The sequence below is a fragment of the Nostoc sp. KVJ20 genome (genome assembly GCF_001712795.1).
GTDB lineage: Bacteria > Cyanobacteriota > Cyanobacteriia > Cyanobacteriales > Nostocaceae > Nostoc.
The window spans coordinates 63,841-84,528 of record NZ_KV757638.1; the positions used below are offsets into that span (position 1 = coordinate 63,841).

16 protein-coding genes are annotated in these 20,688 nt (G+C 43.5%); 3 read left to right on the forward strand and 13 right to left on the reverse strand.

Features of this window, described 5'->3' with window-relative positions; all coding sequences use genetic code 11:
- Window positions 1–17: 17 nt before the first annotated feature.
- The 13 genes from A4S05_RS20615 to gvpN form a co-directional block, all read right to left on the reverse strand.
- A complete protein-coding gene (locus tag A4S05_RS20615; RefSeq protein WP_069071666.1) occupies window positions 18–3,149 on the reverse strand; it encodes a hybrid sensor histidine kinase/response regulator in 3,132 nt (1,043 codons plus the stop codon).
- 259 nt (window positions 3,150–3,408) lie between these two features.
- Entirely contained in the window at window positions 3,409–8,655 is a 5,247-nt protein-coding gene (locus A4S05_RS20620) for a GAF domain-containing protein (RefSeq protein ID WP_069071667.1), read from the reverse strand.
- Window positions 8,656–8,888: 233 nt separating this feature from the next.
- Entirely contained in the window at window positions 8,889–9,422 is a 534-nt protein-coding gene (locus A4S05_RS20625) for a chemotaxis protein CheW (RefSeq protein ID WP_069071668.1), read from the reverse strand.
- 14 nt (window positions 9,423–9,436) lie between these two features.
- Window positions 9,437–9,799 carry a response regulator transcription factor gene (locus A4S05_RS20630; RefSeq protein WP_069071669.1) on the reverse strand — a complete coding sequence of 121 codons (363 nt, stop codon included), beginning with the start codon at window positions 9,797–9,799 and terminating at the stop codon, window positions 9,437–9,439.
- 145 nt (window positions 9,800–9,944) lie between these two features.
- A complete protein-coding gene (locus A4S05_RS20635) occupies window positions 9,945–11,345 on the reverse strand; it encodes a response regulator (RefSeq protein ID WP_069071670.1) in 1,401 nt (466 codons plus the stop codon).
- A gap of 424 nt (window positions 11,346–11,769) precedes the next feature.
- Window positions 11,770–12,468, reverse strand: a complete 699-nt coding sequence (locus tag A4S05_RS20640) for a gas vesicle protein GvpC (RefSeq protein WP_069071671.1) — start codon at window positions 12,466–12,468, stop codon at window positions 11,770–11,772.
- 310 nt (window positions 12,469–12,778) lie between these two features.
- Window positions 12,779–13,000: a gas vesicle structural protein GvpA gene (gvpA, locus tag A4S05_RS20645; RefSeq protein WP_012408764.1), complete on the reverse strand. Its 222-nt coding sequence runs from the start codon at window positions 12,998–13,000 to the stop codon at window positions 12,779–12,781.
- Window positions 13,001–13,203: 203 nt separating this feature from the next.
- Complete coding sequence (locus A4S05_RS20650) at window positions 13,204–13,893, reverse strand: GvpL/GvpF family gas vesicle protein (protein WP_069071672.1); 690 nt, start codon at window positions 13,891–13,893, stop codon at window positions 13,204–13,206.
- Window positions 13,894–14,158: 265 nt separating this feature from the next.
- A complete protein-coding gene (locus A4S05_RS20655; protein ID WP_069071673.1) occupies window positions 14,159–15,985 on the reverse strand; it encodes an AAA family ATPase in 1,827 nt (608 codons plus the stop codon).
- A gap of 355 nt (window positions 15,986–16,340) precedes the next feature.
- The gene (locus A4S05_RS20660) at window positions 16,341–17,090 is read right to left on the reverse strand and encodes a gas vesicle protein GvpF (protein WP_069071674.1); all 750 of its coding nucleotides are present in this window, start codon (window positions 17,088–17,090) and stop codon (window positions 16,341–16,343) included.
- Between the two features lie 193 nt (window positions 17,091–17,283).
- A complete protein-coding gene (locus A4S05_RS20665) occupies window positions 17,284–17,718 on the reverse strand; it encodes a gas vesicle protein K (protein WP_069071675.1) in 435 nt (144 codons plus the stop codon).
- On the reverse strand, window positions 17,705–18,055 hold the full coding sequence (locus tag A4S05_RS20670) for a gas vesicle protein (protein WP_012408759.1): 351 nt from the start codon (window positions 18,053–18,055) through the stop codon (window positions 17,705–17,707). Before A4S05_RS20670 ends, A4S05_RS20665 begins: the two co-directional genes overlap by 14 nt.
- Window positions 18,052–19,224 carry a gas vesicle protein GvpN gene (gene gvpN, locus A4S05_RS20675; RefSeq protein WP_069071676.1) on the reverse strand — a complete coding sequence of 391 codons (1,173 nt, stop codon included), beginning with the start codon at window positions 19,222–19,224 and terminating at the stop codon, window positions 18,052–18,054. Before gvpN ends, A4S05_RS20670 begins: the two co-directional genes overlap by 4 nt.
- 210 nt (window positions 19,225–19,434) lie before the next feature.
- Between gvpN and A4S05_RS20680 the strand changes: the two genes are divergently transcribed.
- The 3 genes from A4S05_RS20680 to A4S05_RS20690 all read left to right on the forward strand — a co-directional run bounded on the left by A4S05_RS20680 (window position 19,435) and on the right by A4S05_RS20690 (window position 20,538).
- On the forward strand, window positions 19,435–19,689 hold the full coding sequence (locus A4S05_RS20680; RefSeq protein ID WP_069071677.1) for a gas vesicle protein GvpG: 255 nt from the start codon (window positions 19,435–19,437) through the stop codon (window positions 19,687–19,689).
- A 135-nt stretch (window positions 19,690–19,824) separates the two neighbouring features.
- A complete protein-coding gene (locus A4S05_RS20685; protein ID WP_069071678.1) occupies window positions 19,825–20,133 on the forward strand; it encodes a hypothetical protein in 309 nt (102 codons plus the stop codon).
- Window positions 20,134–20,145: 12 nt separating this feature from the next.
- On the forward strand, window positions 20,146–20,538 hold the full coding sequence (locus tag A4S05_RS20690; protein WP_069071679.1) for a hypothetical protein: 393 nt from the start codon (window positions 20,146–20,148) through the stop codon (window positions 20,536–20,538).
- The last annotated feature ends 150 nt before the right edge of the window (window positions 20,539–20,688 follow it).

Consider the following 20,688-nt stretch of genomic DNA (forward strand, 5'->3'; position numbering starts at 1 on the left):
CCTTTACCCTTTCCCCTTTACCCATTAACCAGTTCGGCGATCGCGGCTAGAAAGCTCTGTTCGGAATAGGGTTTGGTCATGTAAGCTTTCGCCCCTAGAGCTAAAGCTAATTGGCGGTGCTTCTGTCCGCTACGGGTAGTCAGCATCACCACAGGAATCCCGGACAAACGCTCGTCTTGGCGACGGTGTTCTAAAAACTCAAATCCATTCATCTGTGGCATTTCAATGTCACAAATCACTAAATCAACATCACCGTGTTGCAGCATTTGCGCGATCGCCTCTCGACCATCGCCTGCTTGCAACACTTGATAATCGGCTTTTTGGAGCGTCTGCACCAAACTTTGCCTTTGTACAACTGAATCTTCCACGACTAACACTGTCAGTCGGTTAGGTTGAGCAACGGCTGTATTAACTTCCATCGGCTGTTGTTGCAGTTGCGTTATAGTTGTTTGCTGCGCCTCTAGAGCAAGAACAGGCTCAGGTGCGGGCAATATTGCAAGACTTGATGCCGGGGAAGTCGGCATCATATCTGTCTCCCAAGTTTGCCGAACTAACTCCAACGGGTCAACGATTAGGGTCAGACTACCATTGCCCAACACGCTGTAGCCTTGGATGTAACTAGGTAAAGTCAGGACTCTGCCGAGGGATTTAATTACTAATTCCTGCTCGACTAAAATCTGATCGACTTGCAAACACAGGTATTGATGCTCTGTTTCCAACAGCAGCAGAGGTTCGATGGTGTTCCGTTGTTTGACTGGAAAAGGACTTAGGTTTAAATTGTGGTCTTGGGTGAATAAAGGATATTTGTAATCCAACAAATTCGCAAGCGAGCGGATGGGAACTAGTTGCTGACTTTGCCCTTCTCCCCACTGCCAGAATTTTTGGCTGCCTTGCCCATGTAAAGATTGCTGGACTTGAATCTGCTCTGGCTGCGGTAATAAAACCTGGCTAACTCCTTCAGACAGCAAGCCATAAGTAATACCTTGAGATTGACAAACGAGCAAGCGTGCTGTTGTCAAGCTCAGGGGCAATTGCAGCATGAAGGTGGTTCCCTGCCCTAAAAGCGATCGCACCACAATCGAGCCTTGTAAAGCTTGCAATTGAGTGCGAACCACATCTAAGCCGATACCACGACCAGATAACTCACCAACCTGCTTGGCGGTAGAAAAGCCTGGTTCAAATAATAAATCTGCCAGTTGGTCTTCTGAGGCGTAGGCGGCTTGTTCGGAAGTCAGCAGGTGTTTTTCTATCGCTCGTTGACGAATGGCTTCCCAGTTAAAGCCTCGACCATCATCCCGTACCTCAATAGTAGTGCGGTTGCCTTGATGATAGGCTTTAATTGTAATCGTTCCGGTTTCTGGTTTACCCTGCTGGCGACGGGTTTCTACCGGTTCAATACCGTGATCGAAGGCATTGCGAATCATGTGCAGCAAGGGATCGTACAACTGCTCAGAAATGGCTTTATCCACCAGTACCTTAGTACCGCCAAGCTTGAGTTCAACAGGCTTATGATAAGTTGCTACCATCTGTTGCAGCAGCCGGGGTAATCGATTCAACACTGTTCCCAGTGGAACCATTCTGGCTTGCAGCAAATCTTCCTGCGCTCCTGAAAGCAGTTGCTTGCGCTTTCCGAGACTGAAGCGAGATTGCTGAACTAAGCCATTAACAGCCTCAATCCGTTCTCCTAATTGCACCATGTCTTCTGTAAGATTTTGCAGGAGAATGTGCAACTCGCTATAGTTATCCATTTCTAAGGCATCAAAATTGGATTGTGCCTCGGTAGGAGAGATAACTCGTGGAGATCCATGTATATGTCGCTGCTTGCGTTCGGGAAGCAGCAGATGTCGATCCGACCAAGTAAAAACTTTACTAAGTTGTTGTTGACAGTACAAAAACTGTAGTAGAGTGTCTTGAGCTGCTTTCTGGATGTGGTTAGATTGCAGGTTTTGTTGGTTTTCGCTGATTAGCAATTCCCCAATTGTATGGCTGAGGCGATCGAGTTGTTCTATCGCTACTCGGATACTGGGAAGTGATGCCGATGACTGAGCCTGGAGGCTTGGCGCTGGTGGTGGAGAGGCTGGCCGATCTGAGTCTGAGTATCGGCAAGATGTCTGTGGATCTCCGATCCAGATTGACTGTAAAATCCGCTCTATGGCAGAGGGGATTACTACCGAATCCTGAGAATGAGAAATAGGTTCCAGTACCTCCGGTGCTTTCGCTACGGAGTTATCAGTCCGCTTCGGGAAAAACGACCAAATTGATTCCGCTTCGCTGGCACTGAGGAGAGGGGATGGCTTATTCTCAGTTGTAGTAGTTTGTGTTGGTTGGGCAGCGATCGCAACTGGCTGTTCTTGCGGTTCTGGGACAAAAGTAATTAGCCCTGCCCATTCTCGCAATTGTGGAGATATCTCTCCCCCTTGAGTGCGATCGCCTGCAAGTACTGCTATTTGAGCTGCTTTAAAATTTTCTAAAGCTGCCTGAGCGATTTGCAATACTTTATCTGGATGTGCTTTGAGCGCGTTTAGGGTCGCTTGGGCAATTTCTTCCAATCCCGATAAGCCATAAGATGCTGCTAGTTCGACAAAAAATTCGGCTTGAGAGTTGAGTGTTGTTTGAATTTGTTGCGGATCTTGGCTTTGGATGTCAGTTTCCAGCTGTTGCAAATCCTGGAGTACACTCCCGGAAAAGATTGACTCTACCACATCAAAGCCAAGTTCTTCCGAACTGGGAAGCGGAGCCTCGCGGCCAAAAAAGTCGCCTAGTTTATGTTGAAGTTGGGCAAAGATTGAGGCAGTGCGATCGAGTATTTCTGCCTCATTGCAGGATAAGCCCATCAAGGCTGCACTCAATGGAGTTCGCAGGCACTCATAAGCATCTAGAAGCAAAGCACCCAATTCTGGATCGATTTCCAGTTCTGGAGCGTATAACGCTTGGAATACATCTTCCAAATGATGGGCAATTGTCTGAATAGTTTCTTGCCCAACACTGGCAGCACTCCCTTTGATAGTATGGGCGCTTCGCATCAAGGCATGAACTTTTTCTATTGTTTTTTCATCAAGTAGACCGATCAAATTCTGCTCAATGGTTTGCAACAACTCTGCCGCTTCCGCAAGAAAAGCCTGCTCTTGATTACTGGGATCGGGGTTCATAACACATTTTGCGAGATTAGTCAAACAAATTTGGATTTTAGATTTTGGATTTTAGATTTTGGATTTTGGATTGACCCCGACGACAAGGGGCAAGCAATTTTGGATTTTGGATTTTGGATTAAAAATTCTTCAATCTAAAATCTAAACATCGTAAATTGAAACAGGGCGGGGCATGTAGCTTGCTCCTGGGTTCGCGTAGCGTTCCGCAGGAAAGAAGTAGCGAAATAATCTAAAATCTAAAATCTAAAATCTAAAATTCTCAGTCAACTTTGAACTGGCTAACGCTGGTTTCCAGTTGTTGTGAAGTCATCCGTAGTTCCTCAAAAGACTCGGAAATGTGGATGGCACTTTCTGAAGTCTTGCGGGCGATCGCCGAAACATCCATCATCGCTTCTGTCAACATCTGAGATTGCTGACTTTGATGGGAAACTGCTTGGGTAATTCCTTGCACCAGTCCACCAATTTCGTTGGTAGCTACCACGATCGCACTCAGGGAATGACGAGTCTCATCGATCAAGTTCGAGCCTTGGACAACTTGGCTAATCCCTATTTCCATTGCTTCGGTAACTTCGTTGGTGCCAGCTTGAATTTCTTGCACGAGTCGCTCAATTTCTGTGGTGGCACTAGCCGACTGATAAGCCAGGGAACGAACTTCATCTGCAACCACCGCAAAGCCTTTGCCATACTCTCCAGCACGGGTAGCCTCGATCGCAGCATTCAGTGCCAGCAAATTGGTTTGAGTGGCAAAGTTTTCAATCAGACTAACTACTTTCGAGATTTTCTGAGAAGCTTCACCGAGGCGTTTAATCTTCTTCGCTGTTTCAGATACCGTTTCCCGAATCTCCAAAATCCCATCTACGGTTCTTTCCATCAGCGAATCACCAGCTTGGACGGTGTTATTAGCTCTTTGCACCGCCTGTCCGACTTTTTGGGCATCAGCAGCAACTATCTGAGTGGAAGTTACCATCATTTGTAATTGTTCCAGAGCGTGTTCGAGCCGTTCTGCCTGCTGTTGAGCTTGGTGAGATAGTTTTACTACTGAGGTAGTGTTATTGCTGGAATTTTCACTCACCCTGCTGGCAGCAATCTGCACTTGTCGCACTAAATCTCGCAAACTTTGGATCGTAGTATTGTAACCATCGGCGATCGTCCCAATTTCATCTTCAGATAGGGGCGCGCGAACGGTAAGATCGCCTCTGAAGGATGGTTCCAAAGCCATGAGAACGCGCATTGCTCCTTGTTGGAGTTTTTCGCGGGCGGTACGTTCGCGCTCTGCTGCTTCTGCTAGTTGCTGCTCTTGAATACGCACCTGTGTTAGGTAATCTGCAAGATTGAGGGCAATACCAATCTGGACGCTGGCTTGGTTGAGAACATCTTCCTCGGATTGCTCCCACTGGCGCGGTGCGCTATTTTGATAAACTCCCATTAACCCCCAGAGCCGATTTTCTTGAAAAATCGGAGAAATCATGTAGGCTTTAGTTCCCCACATCTCTAACAATTGGATGTGACATTCGTCATGACCGACACTATATATATTGTCAACCCGCAAACTTTCTTTGCGGACATAACGCCCTCCTTGGTTGTACTGGAGATAGGTATCTCTAACTTTGGCAAGGCTAGTTCCCACAAGCTTAGGCCAATCACCACTCACAGACTCAACTACAAATTCTCCAGACCAATCAGGCTCAAAACGGTAAACTCCAACTCGATCTACTTTCAGCAGTTGCCGAAGTTCGTGGGTGGCAAACTGGATAAATTCGAGAACATTACCACGACTTTGGGCCATCTCTGTTAACCGACTTGGCAGGCGATAAGAAAATCGGGCGTTTGCTACTTCCCGTTCTGCCAGTTTGATCAGTTCCTCATTCTTGGTTAAGGTTTGTTGTAAGTATTGCGATTGCTGGACGGCAACCCCAAACTGCGTGCCGATTTTCGCTACCAAGTTGACTTCATTCTCTTGCCATTGCCGCGGCCCGCTATTTTGGTAAGCTCCTAACAAACCCCAGAGCTTGTTTCCGGCAATAATCGGGGTGATGATATAGGCTCTAATCTGAAATTGCTCTAGAATTTTCAAGTGGCACTGGGCATGACCAGCAGTGTAAACGTCATTAATCACAAACGTCTCGTTGTTGCGATAGCGTCCACCTTGGGTTTGTTGGAGGTGTTCGTCTTCCCATACAGTCTTGATATCGGGGCCAACCAAAGCCACCCATTCACGACTGACGGATTCGGCAACAAACTCGCCACCCCAATCTGGATTGAAGCGATACACGGCTAAACGATCGCATTCCAAATGCGATCGCAATTCTGGTAAGGCATTGCGGAAAATCGTATCTAGCTCTTGAACTTGGCGGATTTTTTCTGCCAGCCGTGTCAATGCTCGTTCCCCTTCTGCGGTTCGCGCTAATTCTGCATTCTTCTTCTTGAGCTGTTCGATATACTTAACCTGTTGCAACCCTATACCCATTTGCACAGCTATTTTTCTCAACAGTTGCACATCCTTGGATTTCCACTGCCGAGGGCCAGTATTTTGGTATGCTCCTATAAAGCCCCAGAGTTTGCTTCCAGTAAAGATCGGGGCGATCGCGTAAGCTTTGGCCTGGATTTTTTCTAATATCTCTACGTAGCACTGAACGTGACCGGCAGTGGAGATATCATTGACAACAAAGGTTTCATGATTGCGATAGCGTCCGCCCTGAGTTTCTTGTAAGTGATCGTCCATCCAAATCGTTTTGATGTCGGAATCAGCTAAAGACAACCATTTATCTTTTACGGATTCGGCAACAAACTCCACACTCCAGTCGGGATGAAAGCGAAATACTGCTATGCGATCGCACTGTAATTGTTTGCGTAAACTTGGCAGCACATTCAGGAAAATTGTCTCTGCCTCTTGAGCTTGGCGAATTTTTTCCACCATCCCTGTCAGCACTTGTTCCTCTTCTGCTGCCCGCGCCAACTCTGCATTCTTCGTTTTCAGTTCTCCGACGTACTCAACTTGCTGCACGCTTAACCCCAATTGAATGCCCAATTTGCTTAGTAATCGCACCTCCTCGGAATTCCACTGGCGCGACCCGCTATTCTGATAGGCTCCTAATAAACCCCAAAGTTTGTTTCCAGCAAAAATAGGGGCGATGGTGTAAGCTTTAACCTGAAACTGCTCCAACAGGTCGATGTGGCACTGGGCATGACCAACAGTATAGATATCATTAACGACAAAAGTTTCATTGTTGCGATAGCGCCCGCCTTGGGTTTGCTGTAGGTGTTCGTCTTCCCATACTGTTTTGATATCGGGGCCAACCAGAGGCACCCAGTCACTTCCTACAGATTCAGCCATAAATTCACCACTCCAGTCAGAGTTGAAGCGATATATTGCTAGGCGATCGCATTTGAACAACTGCCGCAATTCTCCCAAGGTAGTACGGTAGATGGTTTCTAGCTGTTGGGACTGACGCATTCTATCCGCCATTCGCGCGATCGCGTTTTCTACTTCAGCTACTTGGGTCATTTCGATATTTTTTAACCGTAGCTGTTCGATATATTCAGCTTGCTGGAGGGCAATGCTCAACGGTTCGCCGATCTGCAATAAAGCACCGATTTCTTCTTCAGTCCATTTCCGCACATCAGAATTCTGATAGGCTGCTAACAAACCCCAAAGATTACCAGCGCGGAAGATGGGAACATTAATGTATGCTTTGGCTTGGAACTTCTCTAATGTTTCTAAATAACAAGGTGAAAAACCAGCAGCAGAAATATCGTTGACTTTGCGGAAGCGCGTTCCTTTGGTGTATACTCCACCCTGCGTTTCCTTCAGATAGGTATCGGCATCAGGTTTAATAGGGGAGGCATAATCCTTAATATTGCAACGCTCTGAAGATATCAGACCTGTTTTTAAAATGCCGTCTTGTTCCTGCATCTCCAACAGTGACGACCAACCAGCAGCCACAGATTCAGCGATAACTTCTCCACTCCAGTCTGGATAAATTTGATAAATGACAACGCGATCGCATTTTAAAAATCGCCGCAACTCTTGGGTGGTAGTGCGGAAAAGGGTGCGAAGATCCGTTGCTTGCCCAATCTTTTCAATGATGCCGAAAACTGTACGTTCTCGTTCAACAAGTTTGGCTGACTCTTCAGAGCGGTGATAAAGTTGTTGCTGATATTGCACCTGTTGAATCGCAATACTAGACAGAGTTGCAACCTGCACCATTAGGCGAACTTCACTATCTTTCCACTGACGAGGCTGAGAATTTTGATAGGCAGCGAGCAAGCCCCACAACTTTTCTCCCTGGAAGATGGCAACAATAATGTATGCTTTGGCTTGATAGGTTTCTAAAACTTTGATATAGCAGTCAGAAAAACCAGCACTGTAAATATCATTATTGACTCGATAAATCTGTCCGCGATGGAAATTTTTGCCTTGGCTATGCTGAATGTAGCTATCTGCACTGGGCGATCGCCCGGTTGTCCCAGCCAATCCCCCTTCGTCTGCAAGGTTCCTCACACTGCAATAGTTAACGTTATTGACAATTGCTGGGTTGTTTCGCTGTTCTTCTAATAGAGAAACCCACTCAGATCCAGCAGATTCAGCGACAAATTCCCCACTCCAATCTGGCTGGAAACGATAAATTGCGACGCGATCGCATTTTAGTGACTGTCTTACTTCTTGGGTGGTAACGCGAAAGATGGTATCCAAATCTTTGGACTGGAGAATTTTATTCGCTACACCCACCATGATTTGGTCTTTTTCCACTTCTTGTTGCAACGTAGCCTGAATCACGGCAACTTGCAGTTGCGCTTCTAATTCCTGCTCGATCAATTTTAATAACTTAATTTCAGCATTTTGCCACTGGCGAGTAGCAGTGCATTGCTGCACTACCAACAAACCCCAAACCTCATCTTTTATTAAGATTGGCAAACTCACACAAGCTCTTACCTGAAACCGCTCCATGAGTTGCTTTTGGTAAGGAGACAAGTTTGCAGTGTAGGTATCTGCGATCGCGACTAATTTTTCTTGTTGATAAACCTTGGCAGAACCCAACCCAAAAGTGACGGCGGGCAGTTTTTCCTTCAGCATTGGGGTAAAGCCATCCCTCATCGCCTCCGCAACAACTATCCCCTGCGTCGGATTCGTAAACTGATACAGCACGACGCGATCGGCTTGTAATGCGCTTTGTATCTCTATGACAGCAGTGGCGAGCAAAGTATCTAGATCGGAAAATTGGCGGATTTTGCTAGCGATCGCCTGTACTTGCTCAACCTCTAATCCATCTCCTCCGTCTTGATATGGCAACACACTTAGCAGTTCTTTTAACTTGCGGATTCTCTCTCGCAATGGCCCTGTTTCCACCCAATCAGCTTGATCCAGTTCAGTTCGCAATTCTTCTAGAGCGGAGGTGATTTGCTGTTTTGCTGGTACATCAACGGTATGCCCGTTATCAGTTTCCTTATAACCGTTGCTGGGATTTGACTGAGGTTGGCTGGATCTAAGATTGTGTTGCGCTACCATGATCTTTCTTGCTATGAAGGTTGTCGGAGTTAAGGAGTAGAATGCAGAGTAAACTTCTTGCAGAAGTCGGGAAAAGGGATAAGAAAGAGGGAAAAGGAATGAACAAGTCGCCCACGTTAGCGTAGAGGCCTGAAGTGCGGGGCGAGGTTTTTACCTTTCCCCCTTCCCCTTTCCCCCTTCCCCTTTCCCCTTTCCCCCAAGAGTGCAAAACTATTTTTGCAAGAGGTCTAGTGTTAAAGAGGCTGAAGGGCTTGAATCACAATCTGGGTGTCAAGTAACATCAAAGGGCTACCTTGAGAATCCACAAAGTAACCCTGTAAAAATGAGCCTAGTCGGCCAGGTAACATCGATGTCGAAATCTCTAACCGTTCTTGGGGATCGTGAACTTCAATGGTATTGACTTGCTCCACCAACAGCCCGACGGTTTGATTCTGGACTTGAACAAGCATCGCCATGCCAGAGTTACGCACACCTTCTCGCCGACACCAGTGTGTTGCTCCCAACAAAGCTGCTAAATCAAGAATCCAGATCGCTTCTCCCCGCCAATTCATTATGCCTAACAAGAATTCTGCTACCTGCGGTACTGGCAAAATCTCGGTCAGTGCAACTTGAATTACTCCCCGCAAATCAGCTAATGGAAGTAACCCATTTACCTTTCCATTCAACGGAAATCTTAAAAACCTCTGGTTGTTTCCTTGAGGAGAGTTTTCAAGTCGAAATTGGCTATTTATGGGTAACGAAGAAAAGCTATCATTGCCCTGTACCATTGCCCTAGTTTCCTTTAGCGAATAAATTTATTAACAGTCTGGAGCAAGGTATTTTCATCTACAGGTTTGACTAAATAGCCATCGGCACCACTCATATTGCCCCAAGTTCTATCAACATCTGTGTTTTTAGTTGAGCAAATCACTACCGGGATTCCTTTTGTTGTCGGATCGGCTTTCAACTTGCGGCAGAACTCAAATCCACTTTGTCCTGGCAAAATCAAATCTAGTAAGATCAAGTCAGGTTTTTGTTGTTTCAACCTGAGTTGAGCCTCTTCACCACTGCGAACTTCATAAACTGAATATCCTCCTTGCTCTAGGTAACGTGTCATCTTTTCGGATTCTGTGAGGCTATCTTCAACTAAAAGAACTTTTTTCATTTTTTCCTAACTATTTAATTTAGAATTTGACAAATTATTGCGACAAATGAATTAACACCAAGCCAGATATAGAAAGCAATTTACAATCCAAAATCTGTTTTGAAAATGGATGTAGGGGAGCTACTGGCATGACTGTCGCTTCAACCTAAACGCTTAAATACTTGTGAAGCACATTGAGTACTTTGTCTGCTTCTACAGGTTTACCCATAAAGTCAGTTGCCCCTACTAATTTTGCTCGCATCCGATCTACTATTCCATCTTTCCCCGTTAAGATGACAACCGGCACATTTTTGAGACTTGGAGTTTTACGGATTTGAGAACAAATTTCATAGCCATTCACTTTTGGCATCAAAAGATCCAAAAAAATGAAGTCTGGCTTGCTTTTAATTAGGTTTAAAACTGCCGTCAAGGAATCTTGAATGCCAACAAAGCGATAACCTTGATGGGTGAGAATTTCCTCCAAACTGCGACAGATCATCGGACTATCATCCACACAGGCAACTAAAGGTCTTGAGACATCAATAATTGCTTTACTAGCTGCTGGGGGGGCAACTTGTAAAATAGTCTTTTCTTCGACTTTGATTGTGGGTTGATTTTTGTTTCCGGCTGCTGGGGGAGCAACTTGTATAACAGTGTTCTCTTCTTTCTTCAGTGAAGAATTGAAATTATTAACTGCACTGGATGGGCTGACAATTTCTTTACTAGTCGCTGGGGGAGCAACTTTGTTGAAATTGGGTGCAACTTGTAAAACAGTGTCCTCTTCTGCCTTTAGTGAAGAATTGGAATTGTTAACTGCACTGGAGGGGTTGCCAGTTTCTTTACTAATCCCAACCTGCCTGAGTTTTGGGGTGGGTGAAAAAGCGATCGCCCCTGTTTTTACCAATGTCATCAATAACCGAGTTAAAGCTAAGACATCCCGACCGCTTTTTTGCCCTAGACCTCGTAAAGTTTTTGTGCCATCAACTAGAGCAATAATCTGTTTAGAGGATGCTTGTCCTTGAAGTAGCTCAATTTTTTGAATGATCGGAAATAAATTGGGCGAGTAGGTTGCCAGTCCTGCATCTCGCCATTCTTGCCAGGCTTGTGTAGCCTTTTTCAAGACTTCCTCAGTTGGTATTACAGCTAAAAGAACCCCAGGAACTTCACCAACAACGGTAGTATGTGACAACTGCCCTGCTGGATTGTCGCCATTTCTTTTGGCTTCAATGTACTGCATTATATCAAACAGAACTTCAGCTATTGAGCTTGTAATCAGGCTAACGAGTTGTTGTTGTTCGATTAATTTTTGTTCTCGCAACTTAACAAGAATGGAATACTCGCGATAATTTTCCTGGGGAGAGACAAGCTGCTCCAACTGTGTCACATCCAGATTAGAACAGTACCGCAACAAGTGTCGTCGCCATCGCTCATCGGCATTAGAACCGCCAGCCTGCCAAATTAATCGTCCTAAACGAAAATATAGCGTCCAAGTCGGCCCATCTCTTGCTTCAAGATTCAGCCTACCTGTAAATAATTTAGTTTGAAGTTGGTTGATCAATTGATTCACAATGGATCGCACCTCCTTATATATCTTGAGTTTTGCATTTACATTAGAATTCCTCAAACAATCCAGCTTACTAACTTCATCGTGCAATTGCCAATAGCATAGTTTAAAACCTTGATTGAGCTACACAAACTTGTTATATCCCTTTTTAATCTGGATATTTTTAAAGTTAAAAGCCGGAAACTTGAACAAAGATTTAAGCTCTTTTTCTAATTATTAATAGGTTAACTTTTTGCCATATTACATCTACTGCTACTGAGCAAATTGTTTGTCAATACAGACCGGAAAAAGATGGAAATGTTGAATAGTACAAAGCATAGACCAGCTTTAATGCTTATCGGTTGTGTACTCTGCTGCTTAAGGCGAGAGAGACAAGCGATCGCTAGGTAGTCTGCAAATACAAAAAATCAGCTTGAATGTAAGTTTGTCAAGAAATTGCTTGTTGCCGAATAAAGTATTGGCGATCGCGTTGTTCTAGTACCCCTTGCTTAATCAAGGAGCGCAGGACATCTATCGTTTGCACCCGGCTTAAGCCTATCACTTCTTCAATTTCTATCAGAGTAGCTCCTTCAGCTTGCTGAATGTATTGCTGCACTTTAGATTTAACAGTATCCGCATTCAAGGCAGGCACTTTCTTAGTCATCGTATTGGCGGAAGGACGAAAACCAGCGCCTTTAATTGCAGAACGAGAAATTGACCATTTTGGAACTGTTGCAACTAATTTCTCTTCTTTAGCAGGAGTCGGGGAAACTGCTTGTTCTTGACTGCAATCGCCCCAAACACTGTTATGTAAGATTTCCCGGAAATTTCGCAAGTTTTGGAATAATGCCTGAGCCTTTGCTGCCCGCTGTTGGCGGTATTCTTGCTGGCGTTGCGAGACATCTGTTTTTATTTGCAATATTTCCAATTGCCGCTCGATGATCTCTTGCTGAAATTGCTGCTGTTGTAACTTTCTGTTGTTGTCAAGCGTGGTAACAAAACTGCTCAATTCTTGATGAAGCACATCTGCTTGCAGCTGAAATTCTTGTTGAGTTAGCTGTTTCCACTGCTTAACTTGTTGACGGCGTTCAGCAGTTATTTGCAATCGCTGCAATCGCTCTTGTTCCCATAAATTCTTGAGAGCCATCAGATGATATCTCCTATTTTGTTAACTAGAAATATAGCAATCCAATTTGATTTCTGAATCACTCGTAGAGGTAAAGGAATGGAGACTGGTAAAAAGGAATAAAGATGTACTAAGTTTTGTTCAAAAATCAAATATGATTCCTATATTCAATAAACTGTTACGCATTTAATTTGTACATTGACCTGATGACTAATGACTGTTAACCGAAAACCCGTCAACAGTCATCAGTCAACGACCATCAAGAGTGTTTATATACTTTAGACGCGCATCAGCTTAGAAGCCATAAAGACTAGCTTTTTCTAATGTGGTGTTAAGCAGCAGATGGAACAGCAGCCTGAGATGTTAAACCAACTGCCTCGGCATATCTTAAGTAAGTTTCAACTGAAGCAATCACAATCCGAGCTTCTATTGATAGCAGTTCAATACCAACTAAAGAAACACGTACCCAAGCATCAATTACAATTCCTTTGTCCAAAATGCGGTCAATAACTTCAGCCAAACTTGAAGATGAGTTAACTTTTTCAACAGCCATTTTCTTTTACTCTCACAACTCTAATTATTGATTTCATCCTGCTCTGATTGAGCAGTAGGTAAAACTTACACAATGTGTTTTATTCTTCCTGGGTTTAGTGTTCCCAAAAATATAAGATAAATATAAGAAAATAAAAAAAATAAAGAAAAAATTATCTCATCTTTATTTTTCTGGGAAAGTTTTAAATATTATTTTTTATGAATTTATGTGAGAGTATTTTCTAGAAAATGATAGGGTGGCAGAGGTTCGCTCAGTGCCAATTGCCAGTGTGAGCATTGTACCTGCCAGAGTGAAAACTGCTGCGTACTGAGCGTTGAATCGTTACGCTGTGCCAAAAAGTGGATTTGCCGCACATCTGACTGTCGAGTTTCACAGATAACATTTGTATATTTTTTGAGAATTAACTGGCTCAAGAGTTCCCACTGTTGGCATTGTTGTGTTTGAAATGCTTGCTGTGTTTGGTAGCGTTGTTTTTTAGCCAATAAATAGGCTTTTCCCTTAGCATCAATAGTTTCAGAATCGTCAACCAAATCACAGGGTGTCATTTTTAAAGTGTACTCAACTTTTTCTGCTAGCTGAGTTAGGGCTTCTAGATATTGCTCTTGGTGCTTTTCTAGATGATTCAGCAGTTTTTCTTGCGAGGTAAAACCCCTCCCAAAGCGTAGGGGAAGAAGGGGAGTTTGTTGAAAAAGTTCTCGAATTACGCGATCGTGGTTTAATACAGCTTGAAGTAAACGCTCATCCGTTGCCTGTATTGCCTCCAGTGAGATTTCCGACTCTACGATCGCACCTAAACCAGAAGAGTAAACTAGTTCAATATTCCTTTCCATCCCTAAAGGTAGAACAAGTGGTGATGCGGTGGGGACTAGAATACCATAGGCGTATATTGACATAAGTAAAACGGCGTAAATATTTGTAGTTGGGATGAGGCAGGAGGCAGGAGGCACGAGGCAGGAGGCAGGAAGAAGAGGTAAGAATTTTTATGCTTAATTGTGCCAAAACTAAGTATTAATATTTACTATAAAAAACGTAGAAGTTCAGAGCGGAAGCTACTTAAGTAGAACGATGCAAATAAACAGAACTATGTAACTAAAAGTAAATTTAACTAAAACCCTCTTCTCTTGTCCCTCCTGCCCTCTGCCTCCTGCCTCCTGCCTTCTATTGAGATTGATGCTGATTGGCAAGCATTTGATATGTAACTTGGAAATCATCATTTGTAATCTGAATCAAGCTGGAGTCACTCAATCCCTGGGCGCGGTATCGACGAATTGCGCTTAAAGCAGCTTGATTGCTCAATAAAGCCAAGTCTGCACCATTCCAACCCTCGGTAACTGTCGCCCAAGTTTCTAAATCGACATCAACCAAGGGACGATCTAGATTGTGAACTCCTAAAATCGCTAATCGGCTGGCTCGATCTGGTAGATCGATTTTGATTTGTAAGTCCAATCTTCCAGCTCTGAGCAAGGCAGGATCGAGCGCTTCTGGACGATTGGTTGCTCCTACTAACAGTACTTTCGGGCATTCATGCAACCCATCTAATTCGGTGAGTAGTTGACCGACAACGCGATCGCTAACTCCAGAATCACCTGTGAATCTTCCCCGTGCTGGTGCTAGGGTATCAATTTCATCTATAAACACAACGCAAGGAGCTGCTTGCCGAGCTTTGCGAAAGAGTTCTCTGACTGCCTGTTCTGCGGCTCCTACCCATCGACTGAGTAATTCCGGGCCATTCACAGCAATAAAGTTGGCTCTAGCCTGGGAAGCGATCGCTTTTGCAAGTAATGTTTTTCCCGTTCCAGGCGGCCCCCACAACAGAATTCCACGGGGAGGCTTGGCTTTGGTTTGCTCGTATAGTTCGGGATAAAGGAGTGCGCCCTCTACAGATTCTTGAAGTTTTTGTTTAACATCATCCAAACCACCAATGTCATCCCAACTGACACTCGGTACTTCAATTGCTACATCCCTGAGAACTGAGGGTTTTATCTCCTTAATTGCTTCCAGAAAATCCTGCTGGATGATAGTCATGTTCTCAGGAACGGGACTGTTGAGTGAGGGGACTTGACGACGCAGGGCAATGTAGGCTGCTTTCTGACAAAGAGCTTTGATATCGGCACCGACAAAACCAACGGCTAAATCGGCGATCGCTCCTAAATCAACCGAAGTCTCCAAGGGCATGGCACTTGTTAAAATCGTGAGAATTTCCAATCGTCCATTGCGATCGGGAACCCGAAAATGAACTTCGCGATCAAAGCGCCCCGGACGACGAAGCGCCGGATCGAGATAATCGGGACGATTTGTTGCTGCTAATACAATTACGCCCTCGGTTTTGGCAAACCCATCCATTAACCCAAGCAACTGCGCCACTAGTCTTTTTTCAACTTCACCTTCCACTTGGCTGCGATCTGGGGCAAGGCTGTCAATTTCGTCAATAAATATCAAGCAGGGAGCAGAACGAGTTGCTTTCTCAAAAATACTTCGCAAACGAGCTTCTGCTTCCCCGTAATACTTGCTCATCACCTCTGGGCCATTGATGGCAATGTAGTTTAACTCTAACTCTTCTGCCAAAACACGGGCTGTTAAAGTTTTTCCCGTACCGGGCGGGCCAACTAGCAAAACCCCACGCGGAGGCTCTAAACCTAATTTGGCTAATAAATCTGGACGTTTAAGGGGAATTTCGACTAATTCTCTGATTTCCTTGAGAACATCACCCAAGCCGCCGATACCTTGCCAAGAAGCTTTTGAGTTCTTGTTAGCTGATGGGGTGGTGACATCATCAACATCATCCATTGGTGTAGCTGCATCGGTGGAATTGGATCTGACTCGGCTGGAACTCCTTGTTCTCGGAATATTGCCTTGCCGAGGAATACTACTGAGATTATGAGACCGAATTTGAATAGAAGTTTTTAACTCCCCTTTCTCTACTTTTTCTTCTAACGCTTTGGCAATTTCTAATAGGTGTTCAAATCCTTTAAATATGTCGTCCATTGATTTTACTTAGAGGTTGTTTGAAAAGTGTTTCACTATGATTTTGGGCACTTTTAGATCCCCCTTTAATTACCCCCCTTAATCCCCCCGATGTATTGGGGGGAAAACGGAAAATTTAGTTCCCTCCCCTTTACAAGGGGAGGGTTAGGGTGGGGTAATTCAATGACTGGTAGTGATTCCATAACTTGTGCGTACACCGTAGCTTTACAAGAGGGATTTAGGGGGATCTATAACGTTTTGCTATCGACAAGAGGACTTTTCAAACATCCTCTTAAATAAAAGACAGAGAAAAATTCAAAGTTTCAATAATTTTTCATTCTCAATTTTTATTGCTATTCACAGCGAGAGGAATTAATCAGTTGGAAATGGTTAATCGAAGACGAGCAAAGTTATACGGGGCAGTGAAATTGTTGTAGCGAATTCGCAAACGGTTTTCAAATTGGCGATCGAGTGCTTCAACGTATTCGCTAAATTGTGATTCTGCTTCCCAAGGAATTAGGTAGGCTGAATTGTAGATCATTGTGTCCATTTGGGGAGTATTTTCTACCACTTCGATCGCAATGGAGTTGAGTGTGCTTTTAAATACATCTATGATCCCTTGCTTGCGATCGCTCATTCCCTGTTCGATGGTTTGCCCTATTTGGATTACCCGCTCCATACTCAGGGGTTGACCCACTAGCTTATCCCTTTCGGTTTTGAGATTTGGATGTTCTGCCAATAGTCCCTGAATTTCTGCCTCGATATCCCAAAAAACTTTGACACTAACTTCTCGGCAACCCGATAACTTTGCAAGCAATTGCGTCAATTCTTCTTGATGAGGACGAATTAATTGCTGTGAAACCGTTTCCCAGCTTGAAACCAAAAGTCCAAATTGCACAGGCAGTAAATAGCGATCGCCTCCTTGCATGATCTCCTCAAGGACTTTCTCATGACTTAGCAGGTTACGACGGCTGGCCAAATAACGCTCTTGCTGTGCTTGGGAGTAGATGACTGCAAAATCATCCAAAATTTTAATTTGTACGGGTTGCCGATCTAAGCCCTCTAAATTTAAATTTTGTGGAGCAGGCAAGGTCAAAATTCCGTAAATGTAAAAGCCATAACTCATAAGAATGTCTTACCAAGAAGAATATAGATAAAAAAGTTACACCAAAATCGGATAGCAAGTATTGTTTGAAATTCTTATAACACCTTCCTAGTAAAGGCTTTTAATCCCTTCGGGTTCAGCAGTCGCTCATGGGGGAAACCCCCAAGACCGCGCTGCTTCACCAAAATCCAAAATCTAAAATCCAAAATTGGTATTACAAAGGTTTAGAAGTGAGTACTAATCTTAACTTGGCATGAACTAAGCTTAATTGAGCCAGTCCTAAGTCCAAGTCACCTTCAACCACAACACCCGTATTTAATAGGCGATCGAGAAGTTCTAAAATAGAAGGTTGACTAGAGGTTTCACCGGGGTAGTATCCTCCAGATTGGGGAAGTAAATTTCCCATTTCACCCAAGTTAATATTTAGATCGGCTGGGTCAACATCAAATATCTCGCAAAGCTTAACAACCTGTTGTTCAAGCTGTTGGAGGCTTTCGGCAGCTCGATCTAGTTCAGAGTCGCTGAGGTTGCCAGCATCCATTCGCCGAATCACCTGAGCTTCCATGAGTTGGCGTATCAGTTCAACAACCGTCAGTAATAACGGCGCCAAACCTGAATCGGAACCTTTTGATTTGCTAATCGCCTGCATTCTGATGATTAATAGGATTGAGTGCTTTGAGCGATTGCAGTTCTGTTTCTAGACTGGCAAGACGCTCTTGAAGTTGTTGATTAGTTGCTAATAAGGTGCGAGTTTGACTATTAAGATAGGGGTCGCTCTCCCACCAGTTAATTCCAATCTCTTTGGCTTTATCAACAGAAGAAATCAACAAACGAATCCGAATGTTGAGCAGTTCTGTGGAGCCTACGGAAATAGAAATATCTCCTGCGATAACAATGCCTTTATCCAAAACCCGTTCTAGAATATCTGCCAAGGTAGAACCTTGAGTTGATGTAGTGATAGCTCCCCGATTAGTATTAGTACTCATTTGTTTATTAAATGGCCAGAATCAAAAGCAACTGTTTGTGAGATGTTCGGCGACTCGGCATTGCCCTGCATTTGGACTAATACTCCCTGCTCTCTGAGAGACTTGAGTGCAGCGACAATTTGACTGCGATCGATCCCTAGTTCTACTGCCAATTCAGAGAAACGCCTTCCTGGAGAATTACACAGGTAGTTGTAGACTTCATGCTCGTAAGGTACTCGTTGTTCCAATACAATCTGATTTTGGCTGTCTGGTATTATCTCTGACGACTGAGTTTGAGTATTTATACTATGATGCAATTCACTTAAAACCTCCTCCAGTAGCCGAGTTGCTTCTATGAGAGGTTGATTCGTGCGCGAAAGCAGGATGTCGGCACAAATATCTTGGAAGCTAGGATCTCCAGGGTTGACGGAAATTTCGTGTTCGTGGCAGATTTTGGCAATCATCAGACAGGAACGCAATCCACCGCCCTGTCCAGAACCAGATCGACTCCAAAACGTCCGTACTAAGCGGACAATTACTTCTGCTTTCTCAGAATCTATACCTGTTTTATGAACTACAATTTCCTGCTGACTCAGTTCATCAGGTGTAGGCATATCGATGGTAATAACACGATCCATCAAAGCATCCTGAGTTGAATGAACTCCACAATACTCTTGAGGATTTGATGTTAAGATTGCCCGAAACTTAGGATGAACCCGGATATACTCGGCTCGCTGTTGATTTGTTGGCAATACCAACAACCTCTCCTCAAGTACGGAGAGTAAAACGTTATTTACCTCCGGGTGCGATCGATTGAATTCGTCGTAAACCAGCGTAAATCCTTCTTTACAAGCTAGGGTTAATCGTGCATCAACCCAATGTTGTCGGAGTTCATCCTCAACTTTGATAACGCTGTGGATGAAGTTATCAACAACCTTTTTACGGGTATAACCTAATTGATTACCAATCAAGTCAGAGGTTTTAAACTCATCATCTCCAAATAAGAGGATGATCGGCTGGTTGAGCAAATCAGCTAGATGCATTGCCAGAGTAGTTTTTCCGACTCCGGCTGCACCACGTAAATGTATTGAAAAACCTGACTGTAGATAGCGCAAAGCACGTTGAGCGATGCGTTGAATAGCAGGGGTATTGACAAATCGTTGGGGAGATGCATTTAATACTGTTGTCAAGCTCTAAGTACCTCGTCAGTAATAATTTTATGTAAAAGTAATTTTTTGCACATCGGGAATATAAAATACAGATGTCAATAAACCTGAACTGAACTCAAATCCAACACATTTTGGCATCAACATAAGACTAAGTAATGTTTTATATAATGTCATCAGCAAGATTACGGTCTTGTGAGACAGCTTTACAAATCTACACAAGTGTAAATTAATATGGTTCTGCGCTTCTTACTACTACCGATTACTGGCCCATTAATGGGGGTAACGTGGCTTGGGGAAAAAATTTTAGAACATGCGAGTACTGAAATTGATGATAAAGAGAATCTCAGCAAGCAACTTCTTGCACTCCAACTTGCTTTTGATATGGGAGAAATTCCTGAAGAAGAGTTTGAAATTCAGGAAGAAGCTCTTTTATTAGCGATTCTGGAAGCAGAACAGGAGGAACGCGATCAAACACAAGAGTATTGAAATTCTTTCCTAGCTTGTGTGATTTATTGCTTTAACTAACGTGCGTCTCCGTTGGAGACTCACGTTAATTTTAAAAATGTTGTTAGCTATTATACTTAAGTAAATTATGCTTCTACTATATTAAGTATTAATTTAATGGAAGCTTTACCCGATAATTGGGCAGATATTCAACCTGATACTGTATATCTTTCAATCAGTGGTCTGCTAGTTTCATTTGGCAGTGAACAAATAAAGCTGGGATTAAAATATGATCGGAAGGGGAAACATTTAAAAGCCATTGAGAAAGGGCTTGTACCTCCTCGCGGTAATGTTGGGTTGGTGGCTTCCCAAGAATCTGGCTACGATTTGAAATCTAAAGTCTTAGGTAAAGGTGGCGACCGCCGATTTCATGCAAAATTCATTGATGGTATATTGCACTTCCCTGGTTTGGTAACAGAACATTAAACCCACATAACTATGACAAGGCTCGAATTAAAAAATCATCAAGTTTGGCAGGATTTAACTGAAATATTACAAAGTTTAGATGCCAACGTACTTGTTAAAGAGCATCTTGAACAATGTAATTATCAAGTATGTGGCTACTGGGATGACCAAGATGAATACTATGAAAAAATTACTTTACCTAGTAATTTAGAGGCTGAATTAGTCAGCAGTTCTATTGGTGTTAGTCAGAGAGAACGCTTTTTAAAATTAAAGTTTTTACTCATGGTTTCTGCTGGTGATACCACACAAGCACCAAATAATAACACTCAAAAAATTGGCGAATTAGTTCTTGTTTACGATGAAAATTTGGAGTTTGTTGATGAAAATTGGCTTTTAGATATCGATTCTAGAATGCTTGTTAAATGATTGCTCGTAATGGATGCGATCGCATTTCCTCACTCCAGAGTAATGTTACTTTTATTTAAGTAGATATTGTGTTGATAAACTTACTGTATTTTCAATATCATTTGTTGGGTTCTACTACCCTCTGGGTGTCTACGTTTTATGTAATCTATA